The 18,322-nt window shown below is 39.2% G+C and carries 17 protein-coding genes; 9 read left to right on the top strand and 8 right to left on the bottom strand.

Annotated features, from left to right (window positions below; genetic code table 11):
• Position 1: 1 nt before the first annotated feature.
• The 7 genes from F909_RS12255 to F909_RS12225 are packed head-to-tail and all read right to left on the bottom strand — an operon-like array spanning position 2 to position 4,388.
• On the bottom strand, positions 2–586 hold the full coding sequence (locus tag F909_RS12255; RefSeq protein ID WP_005149842.1) for an N-acetylmuramidase family protein: 585 nt from the start codon (positions 584–586) through the stop codon (positions 2–4).
• Positions 587–598: 12 nt separating this feature from the next.
• Complete coding sequence (locus F909_RS12250) at positions 599–970, bottom strand: hypothetical protein (protein WP_005149844.1); 372 nt, start codon at positions 968–970, stop codon at positions 599–601.
• Positions 971–980: 10 nt separating this feature from the next.
• Positions 981–1,184, bottom strand: a complete 204-nt coding sequence (locus F909_RS12245; RefSeq protein ID WP_005149845.1) for a tail protein X — start codon at positions 1,182–1,184, stop codon at positions 981–983.
• A complete protein-coding gene (locus tag F909_RS12240) occupies positions 1,181–1,579 on the bottom strand; it encodes a head completion/stabilization protein (RefSeq protein WP_005149847.1) in 399 nt (132 codons plus the stop codon). The genes F909_RS12245 and F909_RS12240 overlap by 4 nt, the downstream gene beginning before the upstream one ends.
• A gap of 3 nt (positions 1,580–1,582) precedes the next feature.
• Complete coding sequence (gene gpM / locus F909_RS12235; protein WP_005149849.1) at positions 1,583–2,413, bottom strand: phage terminase small subunit; 831 nt, start codon at positions 2,411–2,413, stop codon at positions 1,583–1,585.
• A gap of 2 nt (positions 2,414–2,415) precedes the next feature.
• The gene (locus tag F909_RS12230) at positions 2,416–3,450 is read right to left on the bottom strand and encodes a phage major capsid protein, P2 family (protein WP_005149850.1); all 1,035 of its coding nucleotides are present in this window, start codon (positions 3,448–3,450) and stop codon (positions 2,416–2,418) included.
• Positions 3,451–3,464: 14 nt separating this feature from the next.
• Entirely contained in the window at positions 3,465–4,388 is a 924-nt protein-coding gene (locus tag F909_RS12225) for a GPO family capsid scaffolding protein (protein ID WP_005149853.1), read from the bottom strand.
• A 140-nt stretch (positions 4,389–4,528) separates the two neighbouring features.
• Here F909_RS12225 and F909_RS12220 point away from each other — a divergent pair, with 140 nt between their 5' ends.
• The 4 genes from F909_RS12220 (at position 4,529) to F909_RS12205 (ending at position 10,635) form a co-directional block, all read left to right on the top strand.
• Positions 4,529–6,310 (top strand): terminase large subunit domain-containing protein, encoded by a 1,782-nt coding sequence (locus F909_RS12220; protein WP_005149856.1) that lies wholly within the window; start codon positions 4,529–4,531, stop codon positions 6,308–6,310.
• A 47-nt stretch (positions 6,311–6,357) separates the two neighbouring features.
• Positions 6,358–7,386, top strand: a complete 1,029-nt coding sequence (locus tag F909_RS12215; protein WP_228129396.1) for a phage portal protein — start codon at positions 6,358–6,360, stop codon at positions 7,384–7,386.
• A gap of 1,208 nt (positions 7,387–8,594) precedes the next feature.
• Positions 8,595–9,611: a hypothetical protein gene (locus F909_RS21395; protein WP_005149859.1), complete on the top strand. Its 1,017-nt coding sequence runs from the start codon at positions 8,595–8,597 to the stop codon at positions 9,609–9,611.
• 58 nt (positions 9,612–9,669) lie between these two features.
• Positions 9,670–10,635: a hypothetical protein gene (locus F909_RS12205; protein ID WP_005149860.1), complete on the top strand. Its 966-nt coding sequence runs from the start codon at positions 9,670–9,672 to the stop codon at positions 10,633–10,635.
• Here F909_RS12205 and F909_RS0120230 read toward each other — a convergent pair.
• Positions 10,632–10,826 carry a hypothetical protein gene (locus F909_RS0120230; RefSeq protein ID WP_032877838.1) on the bottom strand — a complete coding sequence of 65 codons (195 nt, stop codon included), beginning with the start codon at positions 10,824–10,826 and terminating at the stop codon, positions 10,632–10,634. The two genes, F909_RS12205 and F909_RS0120230, sit on opposite strands and share 4 nt — an antisense overlap.
• A gap of 152 nt (positions 10,827–10,978) precedes the next feature.
• Between F909_RS0120230 and F909_RS12200 the strand changes: the two genes are divergently transcribed.
• The 5 genes from F909_RS12200 to F909_RS12180 all read left to right on the top strand — a co-directional run bounded on the left by F909_RS12200 (position 10,979) and on the right by F909_RS12180 (position 18,255).
• Positions 10,979–12,250 (top strand): sensor histidine kinase, encoded by a 1,272-nt coding sequence (locus tag F909_RS12200; protein WP_005149862.1) that lies wholly within the window; start codon positions 10,979–10,981, stop codon positions 12,248–12,250.
• A gap of 72 nt (positions 12,251–12,322) precedes the next feature.
• Positions 12,323–15,070: a bifunctional [glutamate--ammonia ligase]-adenylyl-L-tyrosine phosphorylase/[glutamate--ammonia-ligase] adenylyltransferase gene (glnE, locus tag F909_RS12195; protein WP_005149864.1), complete on the top strand. Its 2,748-nt coding sequence runs from the start codon at positions 12,323–12,325 to the stop codon at positions 15,068–15,070.
• 29 nt (positions 15,071–15,099) lie between these two features.
• Positions 15,100–16,026, top strand: coding sequence for a branched-chain amino acid transaminase (locus tag F909_RS12190; RefSeq protein ID WP_005149867.1), 927 nt, complete (start codon positions 15,100–15,102; stop codon positions 16,024–16,026).
• A 138-nt stretch (positions 16,027–16,164) separates the two neighbouring features.
• The gene (locus tag F909_RS12185) at positions 16,165–17,325 is read left to right on the top strand and encodes a nucleotide sugar dehydrogenase (RefSeq protein WP_005149869.1); all 1,161 of its coding nucleotides are present in this window, start codon (positions 16,165–16,167) and stop codon (positions 17,323–17,325) included.
• A gap of 174 nt (positions 17,326–17,499) precedes the next feature.
• Positions 17,500–18,255 carry a hypothetical protein gene (locus F909_RS12180; protein ID WP_005149872.1) on the top strand — a complete coding sequence of 252 codons (756 nt, stop codon included), beginning with the start codon at positions 17,500–17,502 and terminating at the stop codon, positions 18,253–18,255.
• The last annotated feature ends 67 nt before the right edge of the window (positions 18,256–18,322 follow it).

An 18,322-nucleotide genomic window follows, 5' to 3' on the forward strand; every position in this document is an offset into this window, starting at 1 on the left:
ACTATCTCGCAAAACGTTGAAAAGCATTGGCCAACTTTGTGTCGTAATTATTGGCTTTGTAGTTTTGACCGTTGTATCCCTGGGCGAATGATTTCCAATCCTTGTTTTTCAAAGCATTAATTAAATTATTTACTTTGATATAGCGGCACATTGCATCCAATTGATGGGCTTCATTCTTGTACATCGCATTTAAAAAGTCTTGGATTGAATCATAGCCAAGCGCATACCAGTGATAACCCATGACCTGACCAAGTCCCCAGCTACAAGACTCTAAAGCACTTTCACGGTCAAATTTGACGGCATCCTGAAGCTTTAAATGTTGTACTGACTCTAAACCATAATCACCCGAGGTTTTTGAGCAAAGATCAGGGCGTTTTCGCATCATTTCATCAGCGATTTTTGACTTTTTATTTTGAATTAATCTGCGACGCATGATGTGGCGTTCATACAAAATAACGGGTGAGCCATCTTTGTTAAAACCTGAGCTTTTACATTCGATTTCAATCACAGCACGTAATGCGGCTGTTTCAATACCGAGGTTTTTAGCCTGTTGCTCAATTTGGTCCAAGGAAATTTTTAAACTCATTCAGTCCACCATTCATTTAAAAATCGCGGTGAAAGTGTCTTTAATTTCTTTGATGAGTTCGCTAGGTTTTTTACCATCCATCATCTTAAAGGATTGATATACAATTCCCACGACTAACAGGCCAAAGACTGCAAACGTTAACATTACGATGCCTTGGGCTGGGTGCGAATAATGTGTTAAACCAAAGTATTCGATAAAAGCTGCACCACCAAAGATACTAATCGCCACACTGAACGTGAATTTAAGTAGTAAGCCTTTAGATATTTTTAATCGACCATCGATGTCAATATCACCGCTAAGAGTCAGAGCCAAGACGGCCCCAATGATTGCGGCAACGATTTTTATGAACCATGGTAGGCCTTTTATGCTAATAGGGTCATTCATGACCATCCCCTTAATCCCAAAGCTTGAGCGTTTGTGGAGCTGAAGCTTTGGTTAATTCTGGTAATTGTATTTTTTGATTTTCATTCAAAAAAAGCTGATTGATTGTCGAGTTTGCTTCGATAAGAGCAGGGAGCATGTCGACCGCTTTAGATCCAAAGTATCGGAACGCTATCGACTCCAAAGTGTCTCCCTGAATAGCATTGACTGATCTCATATTAATCGGACCCGATTACGTGGCCGATTCGTTAAGTCAGCAATCGTATGCTGCACAATCCGACGATGGGCATCTGCTTTTACTTGCTGGTTTTCACCCCTGACTTGACCTGCGGTTGTGGTATCAAAATCCAGATTGTCTTCACATATCAGTGCTGCGGCTTCATAGCTCACAGCACGTTTATATTTGCGGATCTGTTCCTTTGATTGGATCTCAAGGCCATTTAAATCGCCATTGATGGTGTCCATTGCCAACAGGATTTTTTCAGTAAGTAAAAGTTCGCCCTTGGATTGGTCCAAACGCACGTTCGCGAGCAGATCCTTGATGCTGATACTTGGATATTCAGCAATAGGGTTTTCGACTTCAGCATCGCGAACGGGTGCGTTTAAAAGCATGGTTTACTCCTTGGCTTTGGAGTCGGTGGACGCAGGATCAGTTGCAGCGGCATTTAAGTCTGCCACTGTAACTGCCTGCGAGCCGACCGTGGCGTCGGGAGACGACCCGGTTGCAAGTTGACGCAATCGTTTTTCAAGCTGTTCTAAATCTTTTTTACAGCCAGCTTTCGGATTGTATCGAAGTGCATTCTTGTAAGCTGAAACAGCTTCATTTGGTTGGGCTTGGCTCAATGCATCACCTAAAGCACGATAAATTTTTGCGCGGACCTCATCGACCATAGGTTCACCATCACCGAGACCAATAATTCGCTCCATAAGCGATGCATTGGCGATCGCTAGATCTTCATCATCAATAAAGACTTCAGCACATTGTTCAGTGATAAATTCAGCGGTTGAACGAGAATATCCTTCAGGCATAACCATGTCATTCAACACAACATATTCAGCAATTTTGACAGCAAGTTCAAAATCGTTGACATCACACGCCCAGATCATCAAATGAACGAGGGTAGTGTTTTGTGGAGCTGGTGAAACAGCCAGACAGCCATCAATAAAACCTACATATTCTGGAAGCCATTCCGCTTTTTTCGCGATACGCTCTTGAATCGATTTCATACCACTAAGAATATTCAAATGATTGAACATGCGTAGTTCGATATTTGGCTGGTTACCCTGATTCAATAGCTCAGTAGGAATTTGAACTGTTTGATCTGGGCCCGATGCCAAGTCAACCGCAAAAGTGCGTTTGACTCTTGGATCTTGGCTTTGTTGGGCTTTTATGGCCCGTTCAGCCAGCATCTTTTCACGATGCTGGCGCATAGAATTAACGGTCATGTTTATTGGACCTCAATGTTTTCGATGAGAACAGCCTTTGTATAATCTTCAACTACAAAGTCTTCGTTCACTGATTGATAATCCACCGCACGATTCCATGAGGGTTGATCTTCGATAGAGCGGTTAAAAGTACCGTTCTGCATATAAATCGACAGATTATCAGCAGTTGTGATCAGCATGGTTTTAGCTGGAAATTTTGGAACATGCAGAGCAGGTAGAGTGCCTAGTTGCTTATTTGCATAAATGGTACGGGCAGCCAATTGTTCGGTTGGATCTTGAATTTTATTTAATAGTGGTAAATATTTATCGCTCAAAATTCCACGGCCACAAATGACTATCAATCCACTATCTTTATGCTGATCAGCAATAAATTCTTCGACAGCGTATTCCACCAAGCCATCTACTGTTTTGTATTCATTAGCTGCACCGATCAGGGTTTTTTTGACGACATTACCACCAACATTGACGTCTTCTCCCGCATAGTGTTGCTCTGGTGCAATCTCACGAATTTTTTGCAACCATCCGCGTTTCACATCCTGTAATAATGGATTCGCGATGCGATCAGAAGTCGGAGCGCGGTATAAACCATTCCACCCAATACAAAGTTTATCCAACGCAACAGCACGAATAACGAGTACCTGAAGCATTTGCTTGAAATTTGGGTGATGACGCCATGCATTCAGCAATGCCCATTTCATAGCAACGTCATAATCTGTCTGAGTACAATCATATTCATCCAGATGATCCAGATTTCCCACTGGAGTCGGTTGACGTTCTTGGACATTGGTATTGGTGTTACCAGCAATGCTTGAGCCGATACTTAATGCAATTTTTTCACCACGAGCATTATCAACAGGGAAATAATTGATTAACTTTAAAAAATCGGCTTGTTCCTGATATGCCTTGATGATTTTTTGCTGTGGTACGGGATTTACAGCAAATGTATGAAGAACACTCTCGACACCATTGGCGCGAGCAATATCAGCTTTATAGGATTCAAATAGCTGACGTGCTTGTGGTTGTAGAACTACAGACATATTTAATTAATTCCTTAGTAATCGACAGTGTTTGCTGCGCCACCTGCTTGTGCTGGTGGTGGGTTCAATGGGGTTGTACTTAAAGCATTGAACTGATTTTTTAAATCGCTCATGCCTTGGGAAAGTTGTTGCAAAGTCGTAGCCAACTCAGGGGGAAGGCCGTTAGTTGGTGCGGATTGTTGTTGCTGTTCAGGAGCAGCTGCAGGAGGGGTTTGTGTTGTAGGAGCAACTGCAGCTGGGGTTTGTGTTGTAGGAGCAATAGCAGTTGGATTGCTTAAAGATTGTTTAAGCCCACTCATTTCCTGAGTTAAGGTTTTTAAGCCTGTTAAACACTGGACCACGCCTTGTGTTAATTGGCCTGCCAATTCTTCGCTAACTGCAAATTGTTCTTGTGGCTTTGGAGTTGGGGTCAAAATTTCTTTGAGTTGTTCTAGGAAAGTTTTTCCTTCATTTGATTTTTCAGACATGGTGATATAAATCTCCGAATCATGTTGGGTTCTGAGCGTATGAGGGTTTGCAGAAAATTTGATGGCTTGAGTGCCTAATGAGTTCGGCGTGTCAGTCATTCCTAAACCGACTAGATATGCTTTACCTGTCCCGGCAAAATTTCGGTAAAACTCAATTGAAGGGTAAATTTTTTGCCCTTTTTTATTCATTTCCACAAAATTGGGTAAAGCTGAAATGGTCGCGAATAAATGAAGCTTTCCGTCTACTTCTTCTGCTTCAGCTTTCAAAATATCGCCATAAGCATTGAATGGTGGTTCAGGCGACCAACCCCCGAAATGTTCGATATTGATACGACCCGCATAATGCTCCGGGTTGTATGTGCTTGCCATTTCTTGAATCTCTTGACGCATTAATTCACGTCCATCGACGGTTTGTCCCTCACGGGCAACACGAAATCGTTTGATTACACGTCCTTCTCCTGGTAGTTCCATTAAATTATCCGCAATTCATTTTTAAGATGATTGCAGTCTGCTTTGACCAAAGGTATGGGCGCAATCTGACCTATCCTGATTAACGCTTAATCAGGAAAACATCACTCAGAGATTTTTTGTGCTTATCGCAACATTGGCACATGAATACAAATACGCCGACGTTCCTTGAACTCATGAACCCAAGACAGCAGGGAAGAATTCTTTTCTCGATGGGTATGTCTGTCTCTGAAATCGCCAATCACACTGGCGAAAATCGTTCGACTGTAGAAAGTTGGAAACAGCGCGATCAGTGGGCAAAATCGGATGTTTTTGATGACATCACAATTGCCTTGAAAATCCGTTATATGTCACTCACTTTCATGGAAAATAAAAGTAATGCCAATTACAAGGAAATGGAACGGATCTCAAAAGAGTTCGAACGATGGGCTAGGATCAATAAATATTTAGAGTCAGGTAAACAAACGGATCTCAATCCGAACATTGAGAACAGAAATGCAGGACCTAAAAAGCGGAAACTTAAAAATGAAATTACGCTCGAGGATCTGGAAAAACTTGAGGAAGCATTCAAGGAATTTTTGTACGTTTATCAAGAGGAATGGATGGATGCAATTTCTTGGTCTCGTATTTTTATATTATTAAAATCTCGCCAGATCGGAGCGACTTATATTTTTGCTTTATGGGCATTGATTGATTTATTAAAAACAGGGAAGAATAAAATTTTCATGTCTGCGTCAAAAGCGCAGGCTTACCAATTTGTCGAATATATAAAAGCATTTGTGCTTGATGTCATTGGGTTAGATCTGACTGGAGATCCGATTGTGATCAATGGACCGAATGGACAAGCAACAGTCTACTACTTGGGAACAAATGCGCTGACAGCACAAGGTCGACATGGCGATGTCATCATGGATGAGTTTTTTTGGATTCGTAAGTTTTTACAGTTCAAAAAAGTTGCTTCTGCAATGGCATCCCAAAAAATGTATAAGCAAATTTATATGTCTACCCCTTCAAGTATTTTGCATGAAGCATTTACATTCTGGACAGGTAAAGACAGCAAACGAAAACTACCTATCGAGATCGATGTCAGCAAGGTTGCATTAAAAACTCCAGTTAAGTGCGCTGATAGGAAAACTAGACAAATTGTCACATTGAGCGATGCCGAGGAAAAAGGGTGTGATCTATTTGATCGTGAGGATCTCCTTGCAGAATATGGCGACGAGGAATTTGCCAATTTATTCGATTGTGAATTTATCGATGATTCAGGATCTTATTTTCCACTTAAAGACATCATCCCGAATATGGTCGACACCTGGGAAGTTTGGAAGGACTTTTTTCCTAATCAAAATCCACGTTATGCAGGGGAAGTTTGGCTCGGCTACGATCCTTCGTTCACTGGAGACAATGCAGCACTTGCCATAATTGCACCGCCACGCACACCGCTGGAACCCTATCGAATCCTAGAAATCAAACAATTTCAGGGTATGAAAGCCAGTGAACAAGCTTTGTACATCAAAAAAGTTTGCGGACGTTACAACGTTACTTTTATCGGTATTGATAACACTGGGAATGGTTTGGCCGTTGCTGAGCATGTAGAGATTTTCTTCCCGCAACTCACGCGCTTGAACTACACACCAGAATTGAAAATCCGTATGGGCCTACGGGTAAAAGAATTATTCCAGAAACGCAGACTGCATTTTGATGCAGGTTTACAAGTAGTGGCTAAGTCCTTTTTATCGATCAAAAAAGCACTCACTGGAGGCGGTGGAAACAAAACACTGATCACAAGTCGAAGTGCTGAAACGGGTCACGGAGACATAGCTTGGGCAGTAATGAACGGACTAGAGAATGCACCAATTATTCATGTCCCAGATCCAGAACATCAAGGCGCACGTCAAAGCCGTATCAGAGTATTTAATTCATGAAAATATTAGACAGAGTTATTACAAGTTTATTTCCGCACAAGGAGCAAATGTCGGTTGATCATTCGGCACCAATAAATCGCGTGAACGAACAAACTAAAACTACGTTTCGAAGTTTTGGAGATCCTGAGCCTGTTCTTGATGGCCATACTCTTTTTGAATATGGCTATTGCCCCCAATGGCAGGAATGGTATGAATTACCGTATGACATAGCTGCTACTTCAAAGCTTTATCGCGGTACCAGCCACCATACCAGTGCAATTGTCATAAAAAGAAATATTCTTTCAAATGACTTTATCCCGCATCCACTTTTAAGCCGCCATGATTTTAATGCCTTGGCATTGAATCTGATTACCTTTGCAAATTGTTATGCTCATATTCAATATAATCGATTCCGTGGTGTACTGAAGCTGACTTCACGTCCAGCAATCAATATGAGAAAAGGGATTGATCTGCAAAGATTCTTTCAATTGGATGGCTTCCAAGCAAAACAACATGTATTTGATCCGCACGAAATCATTCATATTTCTGAGCCTGATATCAATCAGGAAATTTATGGAGTTCCGAATTATCTAAGCAGTATCAATGCCATTCTTTTGAATGAGGCAGCGACTTTATTCCGTCGTCGATATTATAAAAATGGCGCACATGCAGGTTTCATTCTTCACATTACAGACGCCATGAAAACTCAAAAGGATGTAGACGATTTGGAGGATTCTTTAAAGAATTCAAAAGGTGCCGGCAATTTTAAAAATCTATTGGTCTATACACCAGGAGGGAAAGAAAAGGGGCTAAATGTTATACCGCTGGCTGAAGTTGCTGCAAAGGATGAGTTTTATAATATCAAGATTGCAAGCCGAGACGATCAGCTTGCTGGGCATCGTATGCCACCACAGTTGATGGGCGTAGTACCTCAGAATGCTGGAGGATTTGGAGACATTGAAAAAGCCGCTAGGGTGTTTTATTACAATGAGATCGTTTACTTACAAAATCTAATGAAACAAATAAATGATCAACTTGGAATAGAAGTAATTCGATTTAAAGAATATGACTTAATTTCTTCGGAATCAAAGCCATAGATACCTGTATTTTATCAAAAAAGCATTAAAAAATATACATTTATTTAATTTTTAAGATGCCAAGTTTAAAGCTTGGCATTTTTTTTTGCTTGTGAATATTAAACAGATCAATAGTGATTGCACTGGATATCAACCAACAGGCAGAGGGGGCAATCGCAGTCTCCTCTCCCGCCTGCGCAGTTCCTAAATGTCTCATTTTTGATGCACAGAGAAATTATGTTCAAACGTTATGTTTTATAAGGTTTAGAGCCCTTTTTAATTTCATATTAGATGCGCTTTGACGCAATCCAATGCACTAAATAAAAAATAGGGAAATTAAAAGATTTTTTAAACCTTAAAACTATAGGTATTTTGAGGTTACAACTTAAAATTAATAGAAGTTACAAGTGTTAAGTATATGATTATTAAATTAATATTTTGTAACCTCATAGAGGTTACATGAGGTTACGGATTTTTTCAAAAAGATAGAATATCTATATAAATCATATATATAAGGGGTTACAGCTTGTAACCTCGAAAAGAGGTTACATGTAACTTCAAAGTAACCTATATGTAACTTTTATATTTTATATATTTATTAATAATAATCATATAGTTAACTATATAAATAAATATCTGTAACTTTTGTAACCTCTATTTTTCATGACCTAAAGTTTGAGAAGAAGGGAATAAAAACCCCCTTAAACCTTTGTTTCTATGTTCCTGATATTTCGCTCATTTATCTGAGATCTGCACACTATTTCCACACTTATGTATCTAACTAATTGAATCATTTACATTACTGTGATCCCGACCCTCGGGACCAAGATTCAAAGACCCCAAGCTGGTATTAAAGGCTTGGGGTTTTTTAATGGGAAAAGATTATAAATAGGTTGCAAAAATATTTTTAAAACTATGACTAATTAAGTATTTTGATTCTTCAGGCAAATCATGATTAATATTCTTGTTTTTAGCTAAAAGATTTTTCGCAAAAAAAGTGCATGATGGATTTTCGCATCTTTTGTGAAAATGCTTTCTATATTCTTACGGCTGCCATAGGTTTTACTGTGATTTAGAAAGTACAATCATATATTTAAAAGCAAGTGTTTTTGGTTTAGGCATTCTTTAATATTTCTAGTTGTTTTTTTACTTATAGATAGAAAGATTAGTTCTTTTTGATACAATGGGTTGGCTCATTGTGAGCTGATGGATTGGGTCAATAAATAGTTATGATAAATGAGCGTTTAAAAAATATATTTGAAATTTTAGATGAGATGCAATCGTTAATTTCTAAATACTTAGACTCGTTAAATGCATCGGATGCAAATTATGAAGAATATGAAATTTTAAATAGGTTTAATAAATCTGTGATTCCTAAATTTAGGCTTACTATTAATACTTACAGCTCTTTATTTGAAAATGAAATATTTTATGAAACTGTAATGAACGATCTAGAGTCTATGGCAGGTTCATTTAGATATAATGTAATGAATCTTGATGGGTTGGAAGCTCATCAAACATTATCTAACATGGTAAATAGTGCAAGAAATATTCAAGAAATAAAAAAAGATTTGCAGATGATGCGAGCTACAAGCTTACGTTTCGAAGAGTTGATTGAGCCTGCAATTGATAAAGCTTTAAACCAAATAAAAAACAAAGTGGATAAAGTTGATGCAGCTATTTTGGCAATTGAACAACATGAAACAGATAAAATATATTTAGGTTTATATAATAAGTATAATAAGGAGTATGTTTTTAATAATATATTTTTTTATACTTCTATTTTTTTTGGAATTTTTTTTACATATTATTCAACGATTGAATTAACTGATATTACAAATCCAACGGTTGCTAATTATCAAAGCTATCAAAATTTTTGGATTAAATTTATTACTATAAAATTTTTAATTCTTTCAGCAACAGTAACCTTTGCGACACTTTTCTTGAGACGTCTTTCACATGCAAAAAAATTAAAAGAACAGGCATATCAGACTCATGTTGAAATATCAGCATTTCCCATACATGTACGATCTTTGAAAGAAGAAGATAAACATGAATTGGTGAAAGAGTTAACTATGAAATACTTCGGAAAAGAACTTGATCAGACTCAGAATGACAAGATTGGCGATCTGATGCAAGATCAGCTTGTAGCAGGAACAGAGTTGATTAAAGCGAGTGCTGAGTTGGTTAAGAGTGTGAAGCCGAGTGCCTTAGCAGATAATCCAAGTGATAGATCAAATAACTAATAATTACATTGAGACAGTAAAATAATGTTAATCAAAATAGAAAAGAAGGTTGGTTAAAATGCTTTCTCCAATTCAAAAAATAATTTTCAATGATTTAAAATTTTTAGTTGAAATTTTTTTACCTATTTTTAAATTTGGCATAGGTTTAGGAGCAGCATGTTTGATTTATTATCTTATAGAAATTCAATATTTACCTAATGAAATATCTTTGGGTGATGGTTTTGTCCTCTTTTTTATCGCAATGGTTTTTGGCTTTTTACTACTGTTTTTTATTTTGTCTGAAATTGTAATAGGAATGATGATTTGGAATGCTATTTCTTCTATTTTTGTTAAGATTTTAAGTAAAAATTTTAGAAAATTATTAGATTCTAAATTTAATAAATGGTTAGGTGTAGAGAAAGGAAGAAATAGGTTTCTCACCCCTAAAGTTAAAAAAAGTACTTATATTTTTCTCGCACCATTAGTTTTAATTCCCCTTATATTTTTTGAATTTGATAAATTTGGAATCATTTGGGCTGTACTAATTGGTCTCTTTTCTTTCCTTTTTTTTAATGTAATTTATACTTTGTCTAAGGAGTATAACTTTTTTTACAGACTTAAAGATCATGTTGATGTTGAAGATGATTCTTCTTTTTATAAAGGTATAATAAATAGAATTAATTTTAAAAATATTGATAATCAAAATACTGTCAGGTTTTCACTTTTGGTGGTTGTGTTTTTCCCATTTTTTTATAGTGCATATCAGTTTAATGTGCCCTTTAAAATGATTTCTTCTTCTATGAATTTAGTTAGTATGAGGAAAGAGAAAACAATTATCTATGTCAAGAAAGAGTATGCAGAAATAATAGTAGGCTCTAAAGCCGCAACCTCAAAAGAAAATTACTATCCTATATCTGAAGTCACAATACTTTTTAAAGGTATTGGGAAAAACACCTATTTGCAATTTGAAAGAAATGACACGATTCAAAGGTTAGAAATTCCTAATGACGCAATACTTAACACGGTCATTATGAAAGAAGACTAAATTGACGCTTCAAGCTGCATGGTCAAGCCACCCATCGAGTATGTGTGAACAGCTTTTTCAACAATCCATTTAAGTTTGGCCAACTGGGGCTTCAATCCTGCCTGTTCAATAAGTGTTTCGATTGAAATGGTCGAGTTATCCCAAATATCAGTAATACTGAAGTTCAAATTATTGAGTTGGATTAGACTCAAGTTAAAATTCAATGAAATTTCACGTTTTGTTGCGAATTGATTGAATCAACAATTGCCTTTTCTGTTAAAGTTTGTTAATACTAAGTGATAGTTTTCACATTTTTTTTATAAAACGTAAAGAACCGTATAACGATAATATTCGAGAGGCGGGAATGACGATTCAATTATTAGAACTACAGCAAGCTGAAAAGTTAAGCGCTTGTAAAATCTCTCTTTCTTTGGGGCTAACTTCAGAGCAGAACCTGCTTGAGCAATTTTTACAGTTTAACCGAAAACTGATGCAAGCCAGTACGGCATTACTGTCATTTCACCAAGAACCTTATCTATGGCACCGTTGCCCTGAAAAACTCAAAGCGATTGATTCTGCAAAAGTTACCAAAAGTTTAAATACCTTATTCGTCAATGGTGATCTGGTCGATAGCGATCATCCGCAATACCAAACACTGTTAGCATTTCTTGCACCATTGAAAAAGAAAATCCAAACTGCGATTGCTCTGCATCTCAGACATCCTGACCAAACCTCACTGGGCTATATCATTCTATTTGATGAAGCTGCTCAAGGTTTTAACGAGTTACAAAAACAACTTCTCCAAGAACATTGTGTCAACTTCATGCAACAACTGGAACTGAAGTTTAACCATGACGAGTTGAAAGAATTATACGAACAAGAATCCGCACTAAATTTTAGTAAAACCAAATTCTTTTCCATTATTTCACATGATTTACGTGCACCATTTCATGGCCTATTAGGCTTCTCAGAAATCTTAGCCAAAGAGCGTGAAACCTTAGACGAATCCAGTATTCAAAATATTGCGGACTATCTCTACGACACTTCACAATCGACCTATAACTTATTGGAAAGTTTACTGAATTGGTCTATGGCAGAAGGCGGGCGCTTTGTCTATCACCCGATTAATTTCAAGTTACGTCAAATCACCAGTATTGTGACCGATATTCTCAAAACCTTGGCAATCAAGAAGAATATTCAACTGATTAATGAAGTGGATGAAAATCTAAAAGTTTATGCCGATATGAATATGATCACTTCGGTGATTCAAAATCTGGTGTCCAATGCACTGAAATTTACTGATGTCGATGGTACGGGTAAGGTCTATATCCAAGCACAACATAAAGGCACCTATGTCGAAATCTATGTCAAAGACACAGGTTTAGGCATGACTCAAGAACAAATCAAAGGCCTATTCCAGCCACGCATTACCATGAGCTATAAAGGTACGGCAGGAGAGAAGGGCGCAGGCTTGGGTTTAAGTTTATGTAAACGCTTTGTGGAAATGAATTTGGGTGAAATCAATGTCAGTTCCAATGAGGGCGAAGGTACGATCTTTACTGTATTGCTGCCGATTGAACGTGAACAGGTTGATTTATGTACCGATCAACAAAAAACTAAAGCGAAATTAGTCTAAAGAGATTTTAAAGATAAGCTTGTAACTGATATAACTAACCAAGATGACATGACATCAGTCGAGCCTTTTTATATGAATGCGCAACAGCTACAAAAAACCTTAGTTGCAAGCCAATATGCTGAACAAGTTTTAAATTTATACAAAACAGAATTAGAACAAGACTATTCCGAAGCTCAATTTGTTGACTCGTTGTCGACTGAAACCATCCATCAAAAAGTCCAATTGGCTGTAGCCGAAGTCACAGACGAACAGGCATGGATGAAAGCCTTGCGTATCTTACGTGCCAAGTTGATGTTCCGCTGGATTTGGCAAGATGCCAATCAACTGACCAATGTGGTGACGCTGACGCGTGAACTGTCTGATTTTGCCGATGCCAGTATTTGTGCAGCCAAAGCCTTTGCATTACCTCCTTTATTAGCCAAACACGGGGAACCGATTGGTTACTCTGGGCAATTACAAGACCTGATCGTGATTGGCATGGGGAAGTTGGGTGCACAAGAGCTGAATTTATCCAGCGATATTGACTTGATTTTCGCCTTTGATGAACAGGGCGAAACCAATGGGCGTAAATGTATTGATGTACAGCAGTTCTGTATTCTGTGGGGACAGAAATTAATTTACTTATTGGATCACATTACTGCCGATGGTTTTGTATTCCGTGTTGATATGCGTTTACGTCCGTGGGGCGATGGCTCGGCATTGGCGATTAGTCATAGTGGCCTAGAAAAATATTTAAGTCAGCATGGGCGTGAATGGGAACGCTATGCATGGATTAAGGCACGGGTAATCACGGGCGGCAAAGCGGGTGCAGAATTACTGGATATGTCGCGTCCGTTCGTATTCCGCCGTTATGTCGATTATTCCGCTTTCGCAGCCATGCGAGAAATGAAAGCCATGATCGAGCGTGAGGTCATGCGCCGTAATATTGAAGATGACATTAAACTGGGTGCAGGTGGGATTCGTGAAATCGAATTCATCGTGCAGGTGTTCCAGTTGATCTATGGCGGATCGAAGCGTGAATTGCAAGATCGTCAGTGCTTGGTAAATTTGCATCATTTGGGCGAAGCTGAATTATTAGATCAGCAAGCGGTAATCGATCTGGAAGATGCTTATTTATTCCTGAGACGGATTGAGCACGCGATTCAGGCCTTGAATGATCAGCAAACCCAGTCCTTGCCAACCGAACCAGAACTTCGACAACGGATGTTGGATACGCTTGGTTTTGCCGATTGGCCTGCGTTCTTAGCCGTGCTGAATCAGAAGCGTGACAAGGTCAAAGTTCAGTTTAAACAGTTGATTCAGGAAAAAGAGTTTTCGGAACCTGTGGATGATTTTGTCCAGCTTGAACAAAAACTGAATGCGGTATTGGATGATGATGCCAAGAACCTGATTCAAAATTTTTGGCATGGGCAAGCATTGCGCAAAATTCCCGCCAGTGCATTAGAACGCTTAAAGAAATTTTGGCCGCATTTGATTGAGGCGATTTTACAGTCGGAGCAACCGCAAGTGGCCCTGTTGCGGTTGATGCCTTTAATCGAATCTGTACTACGCCGTACGGTCTATCTGGTGATGCTGATGGAAAGTCGCGGTGCATTGCAGCGGCTGGTCAAGATGGCAACTGTCAGCCCGTGGATTTGTGAAGAGTTGGCGCAATATCCAGTGCTTTTAGATGAATTCCTGTCGATGGATTTTGGCTTGCCACAACGTAAAGACCTTGAAGATTCACTGCGTCAGCAATTACTGCGGATTGAGATTGATCAAGTCGAAGACCAGATGCGCGTGCTACGCTTATTTAAAAAGAGCAATGTCCTTACCGTTGCTGCCAGTGATGTGTTGGCAGAAAGTCCGTTGATGAAAGTGTCGGATGCACTGACTGATATTGCTGAGGTGAGTGTGCAAGCGACACTGCGTTTGGCTTATGAGGCTGTTGCAGAACGGCATGGTTATCCTGTAGGTAATGATGGGCAGCGGTGTAGTTTGGATAATAAAGGCTTCGCAGTGATCGCCTATGGCAAATTGGGTGGCATCGAGTTGGGTTATGGCTCAGATTTGGACTTGGTCTTTATTCACGCCTTTGAAGAACAAAGTGAAACGGATGGCCGCAAGGGTATTAGTGGAGCTGAATTCGCGATTCGTGTGGCACAAAAATTTATGTCACTCATGACCACACAAACCCTGGATGGACGCGTTTATGAAATTGATACACGCCTTCGACCTTCGGGTGAAGCAGGGATGCTCGTCACCAGTTTAAAAGCCTATGAGCAATATCAGCAAAAGAGTGCATGGTTGTGGGAACATCAAGCTTTGGTGCGTGCCCGTTCGATTGCAGGTGATATTGGATTATGCAAGCAATTTGAACAGATTCGTTGCCAAATTCTGACTCAAGTTCGTGATGAAAATGAAGTGCGTGAAGAAGTGCTGAAAATGCGCCAAAAGATGAAAGATCATTTGGGATCATCTTCTGAGCAAAAAAAACATGGGATTTTTCATTTAAAACAGGACTCAGGTGGTATCGTTGATATCGAATTTATGGCACAGTATGCTGTGCTTGCATGGAGTGGGACGAATACAGATCTCGCCCATTTTTCCGACAATGTAAGAATTCTAGAAGATGCTGCTAAAGCAGGCTGCTTATCCAGTGAAGATGCCACAGCATTAATACACGCTTATCTCCGTGAACGAGCTGAGAGCCACCGTTTAGCGCTTGCAAATCAATCTATGCAAGTCAATGCTGCGGATTGGCACGATACCCGCGAGATCGTTTGCAAGTTATGGCAAAGATTAATTGATCCAACTGCGCAAGCATTGGAAAGTGAATAATTGTGTAAAAAGAAAATGGAGTATGTGCGATGAGTTTGGCTGATCGTGATGGTTTTATTTGGCAAGATGGAAAGTTAGTTGATTGGCGTGATGCAAAAATTCACGTCTTAACTCACACACTACACTACAGCATGGGTGTCTTTGAAGGCGTCAGAGCTTACGAAACACCGAATGGTACAGCAATCTTCCGTTTGCAAGATCATACTAAGCGCTTATTAAATTCAGCAAAAATTTATCAAATGAATGTTCCATTTGATCAAGCGACACTAGAACAAGCACAGATTGATGTTGTGCGTGAAAATAAATTAGCCTCTTGCTATCTGCGTCCATTGATTTGGATTGGTTCTGAAAAACTCGGTATCGCAGCAACGGATAACACCATTCATGCAGCAGTTGCAGCATGGGGTTGGGGCGCATATCTAGGTGAAGAAGCAATGGCACACGGTATTCGTGTCAAAACTTCTTCATTCACGCACCATCATCCAAACGTGACTATGTGTAAAGCAAAAGCGTGTGGTAACTATACAGTGTCAATCTTGGCACATCAGGAAGTTGCGCGTTCAGGTTATGACGAAGCCATGTTACTTGATCCACAAGGCTTTGTTTGCCAAGGTGCGGGCGAGAACGTGTTCTTGATTAAAGATGGCGTATTGCATACCCCAGATTTAGCGGGTGGTGCATTAGAAGGGATTACGCGTCAAACGGTAATTACCATTGCCAAAGATCTTGGTTATGAAGTGGTTGAGCGCCGTATTACACGTGATGAGTTCTACATTGCAGATGAAGCATTCTTTACCGGTACTGCTGCGGAAGTAACGCCAATTCGTGAATATGATGACCGTGAAATCGGTTGTGGTTCACGTGGTCCAATCACGACTGTAATCCAAAAGACCTTCTTTGATGCGGTACAAGGTCGCAATGACAAGTATGCACACTGGTTAACTTATATTAAATAAGTTGAAATCATTGCAAAGGCGAAGCTTAGGCTTCGCTTTTTTATTGCCTGACTGTCAACAGATTGCAATTAAAGCATCATTAATCTTTCATTTAACTGGACTAGCTTGAGGCTAAGTACAATTAAAAATCGAGAAAGAATGAAAATTACGGTTGTGGGTGCAGGTTATGTCGGCTTATCAAATGCCTTGTTATTTTCAAAACAACATGATGTCATGATTTTGGACATTGATAAAAATAGAGTAAAGAGCATCAACCAAAAAGTGTCACCGATAAGTGATACTTGTATTCAAAGCTATTTATCCGAATCACATATTGAAGCGACTTGCGATAAAGCGTTGGCCTATCAGAACGCCAAACTCATTATTATTGCGACCCCAACCAACTATAATCCTGAAACCAATTATTTTGATACCAGCAGTATTGAAGCGGTGATTGAGGATATTCAGAGTATTAATCCCAAAGCCTTGATGCTGATCAAATCTACGGTTCCAGTCGGTTATACTGCTGAGACTTCGAAAAAATTCGGTCTTAAAAATTTAATCTTTTCGCCTGAGTTTTTGCGTGAAGGGCAAGCTTTGCAAGACAATCTCTACCCCTCACGGATTATTGTGGGTGAAAAATCCAAACGCGCAGAAAAAATTGCCAAGCTCTATCTCAAGGCAACCATCACAAAAGATGCGGTCCTGTTATGTGTCGATTCGACCGAAGCTGAAGCGATTAAACTTTTTTCCAATACTTATTTGGCCATGCGAGTGGCGTTCTTTAATGAGTTAGATACTTATTGTATGAAGCATAAGCTGAGTGCGTTGGATATCATCAATGGTGTGGGCTTGGATCAGCGTATAGGCGATCATTACAACAATCCTTCCTTTGGTTATGGGGGCTATTGCCTGCCCAAAGATACTAAACAGTTATTGGCCAATTATCATGAAACACCGCAAGAGTTGATTTCAGCGATCATCCGTTCTAATCAAACCCGCAAGCAGGCCATTATTGAAGATATTCTGAGTCGTAAGGTCTCGAGTGTTGGTGTTTATCGCCTGACCATGAAAGCGGATTCAGACAATTTCAGAGAGTCGGCAGTACATGATGTGTTACAGGGTTTGGCTGATCAGGGGATTAAAATCATCATTTATGAACCAACCCTCGATGTAAAAGAATATTTGGGTCATCCTGTGGAAGCGAGCTTGCAAAAATTTAAATCAAAATCCGATTTAATTATTGTTAATCGAATGGTGACGATGTTTAGTGATGTGATGGAAAAGATTTATACCCGAGATTTATTCGGGGTAAATTAGTTGTAATTTGAGTGGGATGAAAAATAAATAAGCTGAATACGTTGACGAATTAATACTAAAAAAAATGATCAGCTCTATGCTAAGATGAGAATATATTCAGTGCATATGATTGAACGCTCTTGGATTTTTTATGACAACGCGAACTTCCATATCTCAAGCATTTAAGGTTATCAGATGGTAGATATTCAACAAAATTCGGCAACTCATGAAGACAATGTGATTTTGTGCATGAAGTGGGGAACCAAATATGGTGCTGAGTACGTAAACCGTTTGTATAACATGGTCAAACGTCATCTGACCTTGCCCTTTAAAATGGTATGTCTGACAGATCGTACCGAAGGGATTGACCCGAATATTCAATGTTTCCCAATTCCATCATTAGACTTACCTGCAGGCAGTCCTGAACGTGGTTGGAATAAGCTTTCAACGTTTGAGCCAGATTTGTATGGTCTAAAAGGCAACGCACTGTTTCTCGATCTGGATGTGGTCATCATTGATAATATTGACTGTTTTTTCCAAGCGGAAGGCGAATTCTTGGTGATTCACGATTGGAAACGTCCATGGCGGATCACAGGGAACAGTTCGGTATATCGTTTTAAATTAGGTGCTTTTCCTAAAATTCTGCCATATTTTCGTGCAAACTTTAAGGAGATCAGTCAAAAATTCCGTAATGAACAAGAGTACTTGTCTTGGTTTGTACATAATGAAGGCAAGTTGAGCTATTGGAATAAAGACTGGTGCAAAAGCTATAAATATCACTGCTTAAGACGAGTGCCATTTGCTTATTTCCAGCCGCCAATAAAACCGAAAGGCGCAAAAATTATTATTTTCCATGGCGAGATTAATCCACCTGATGCGATCAGTGGTGGTGGCGGTAAGTGGTATCGCTATGTATTGCCATCGGACTGGATTAAAGAGTCTTGGCAATAATCTTGATGATGCCAAGCACGATAGTGATGTGTTTGGCGCAATAAAAAAATCAGGCGAAATGCCTGAT

The sequence above is a fragment of the Acinetobacter sp. ANC 3929 genome (genome assembly GCF_000369405.1).
Taxonomy (GTDB): Bacteria; Pseudomonadota; Gammaproteobacteria; order Pseudomonadales; family Moraxellaceae; genus Acinetobacter.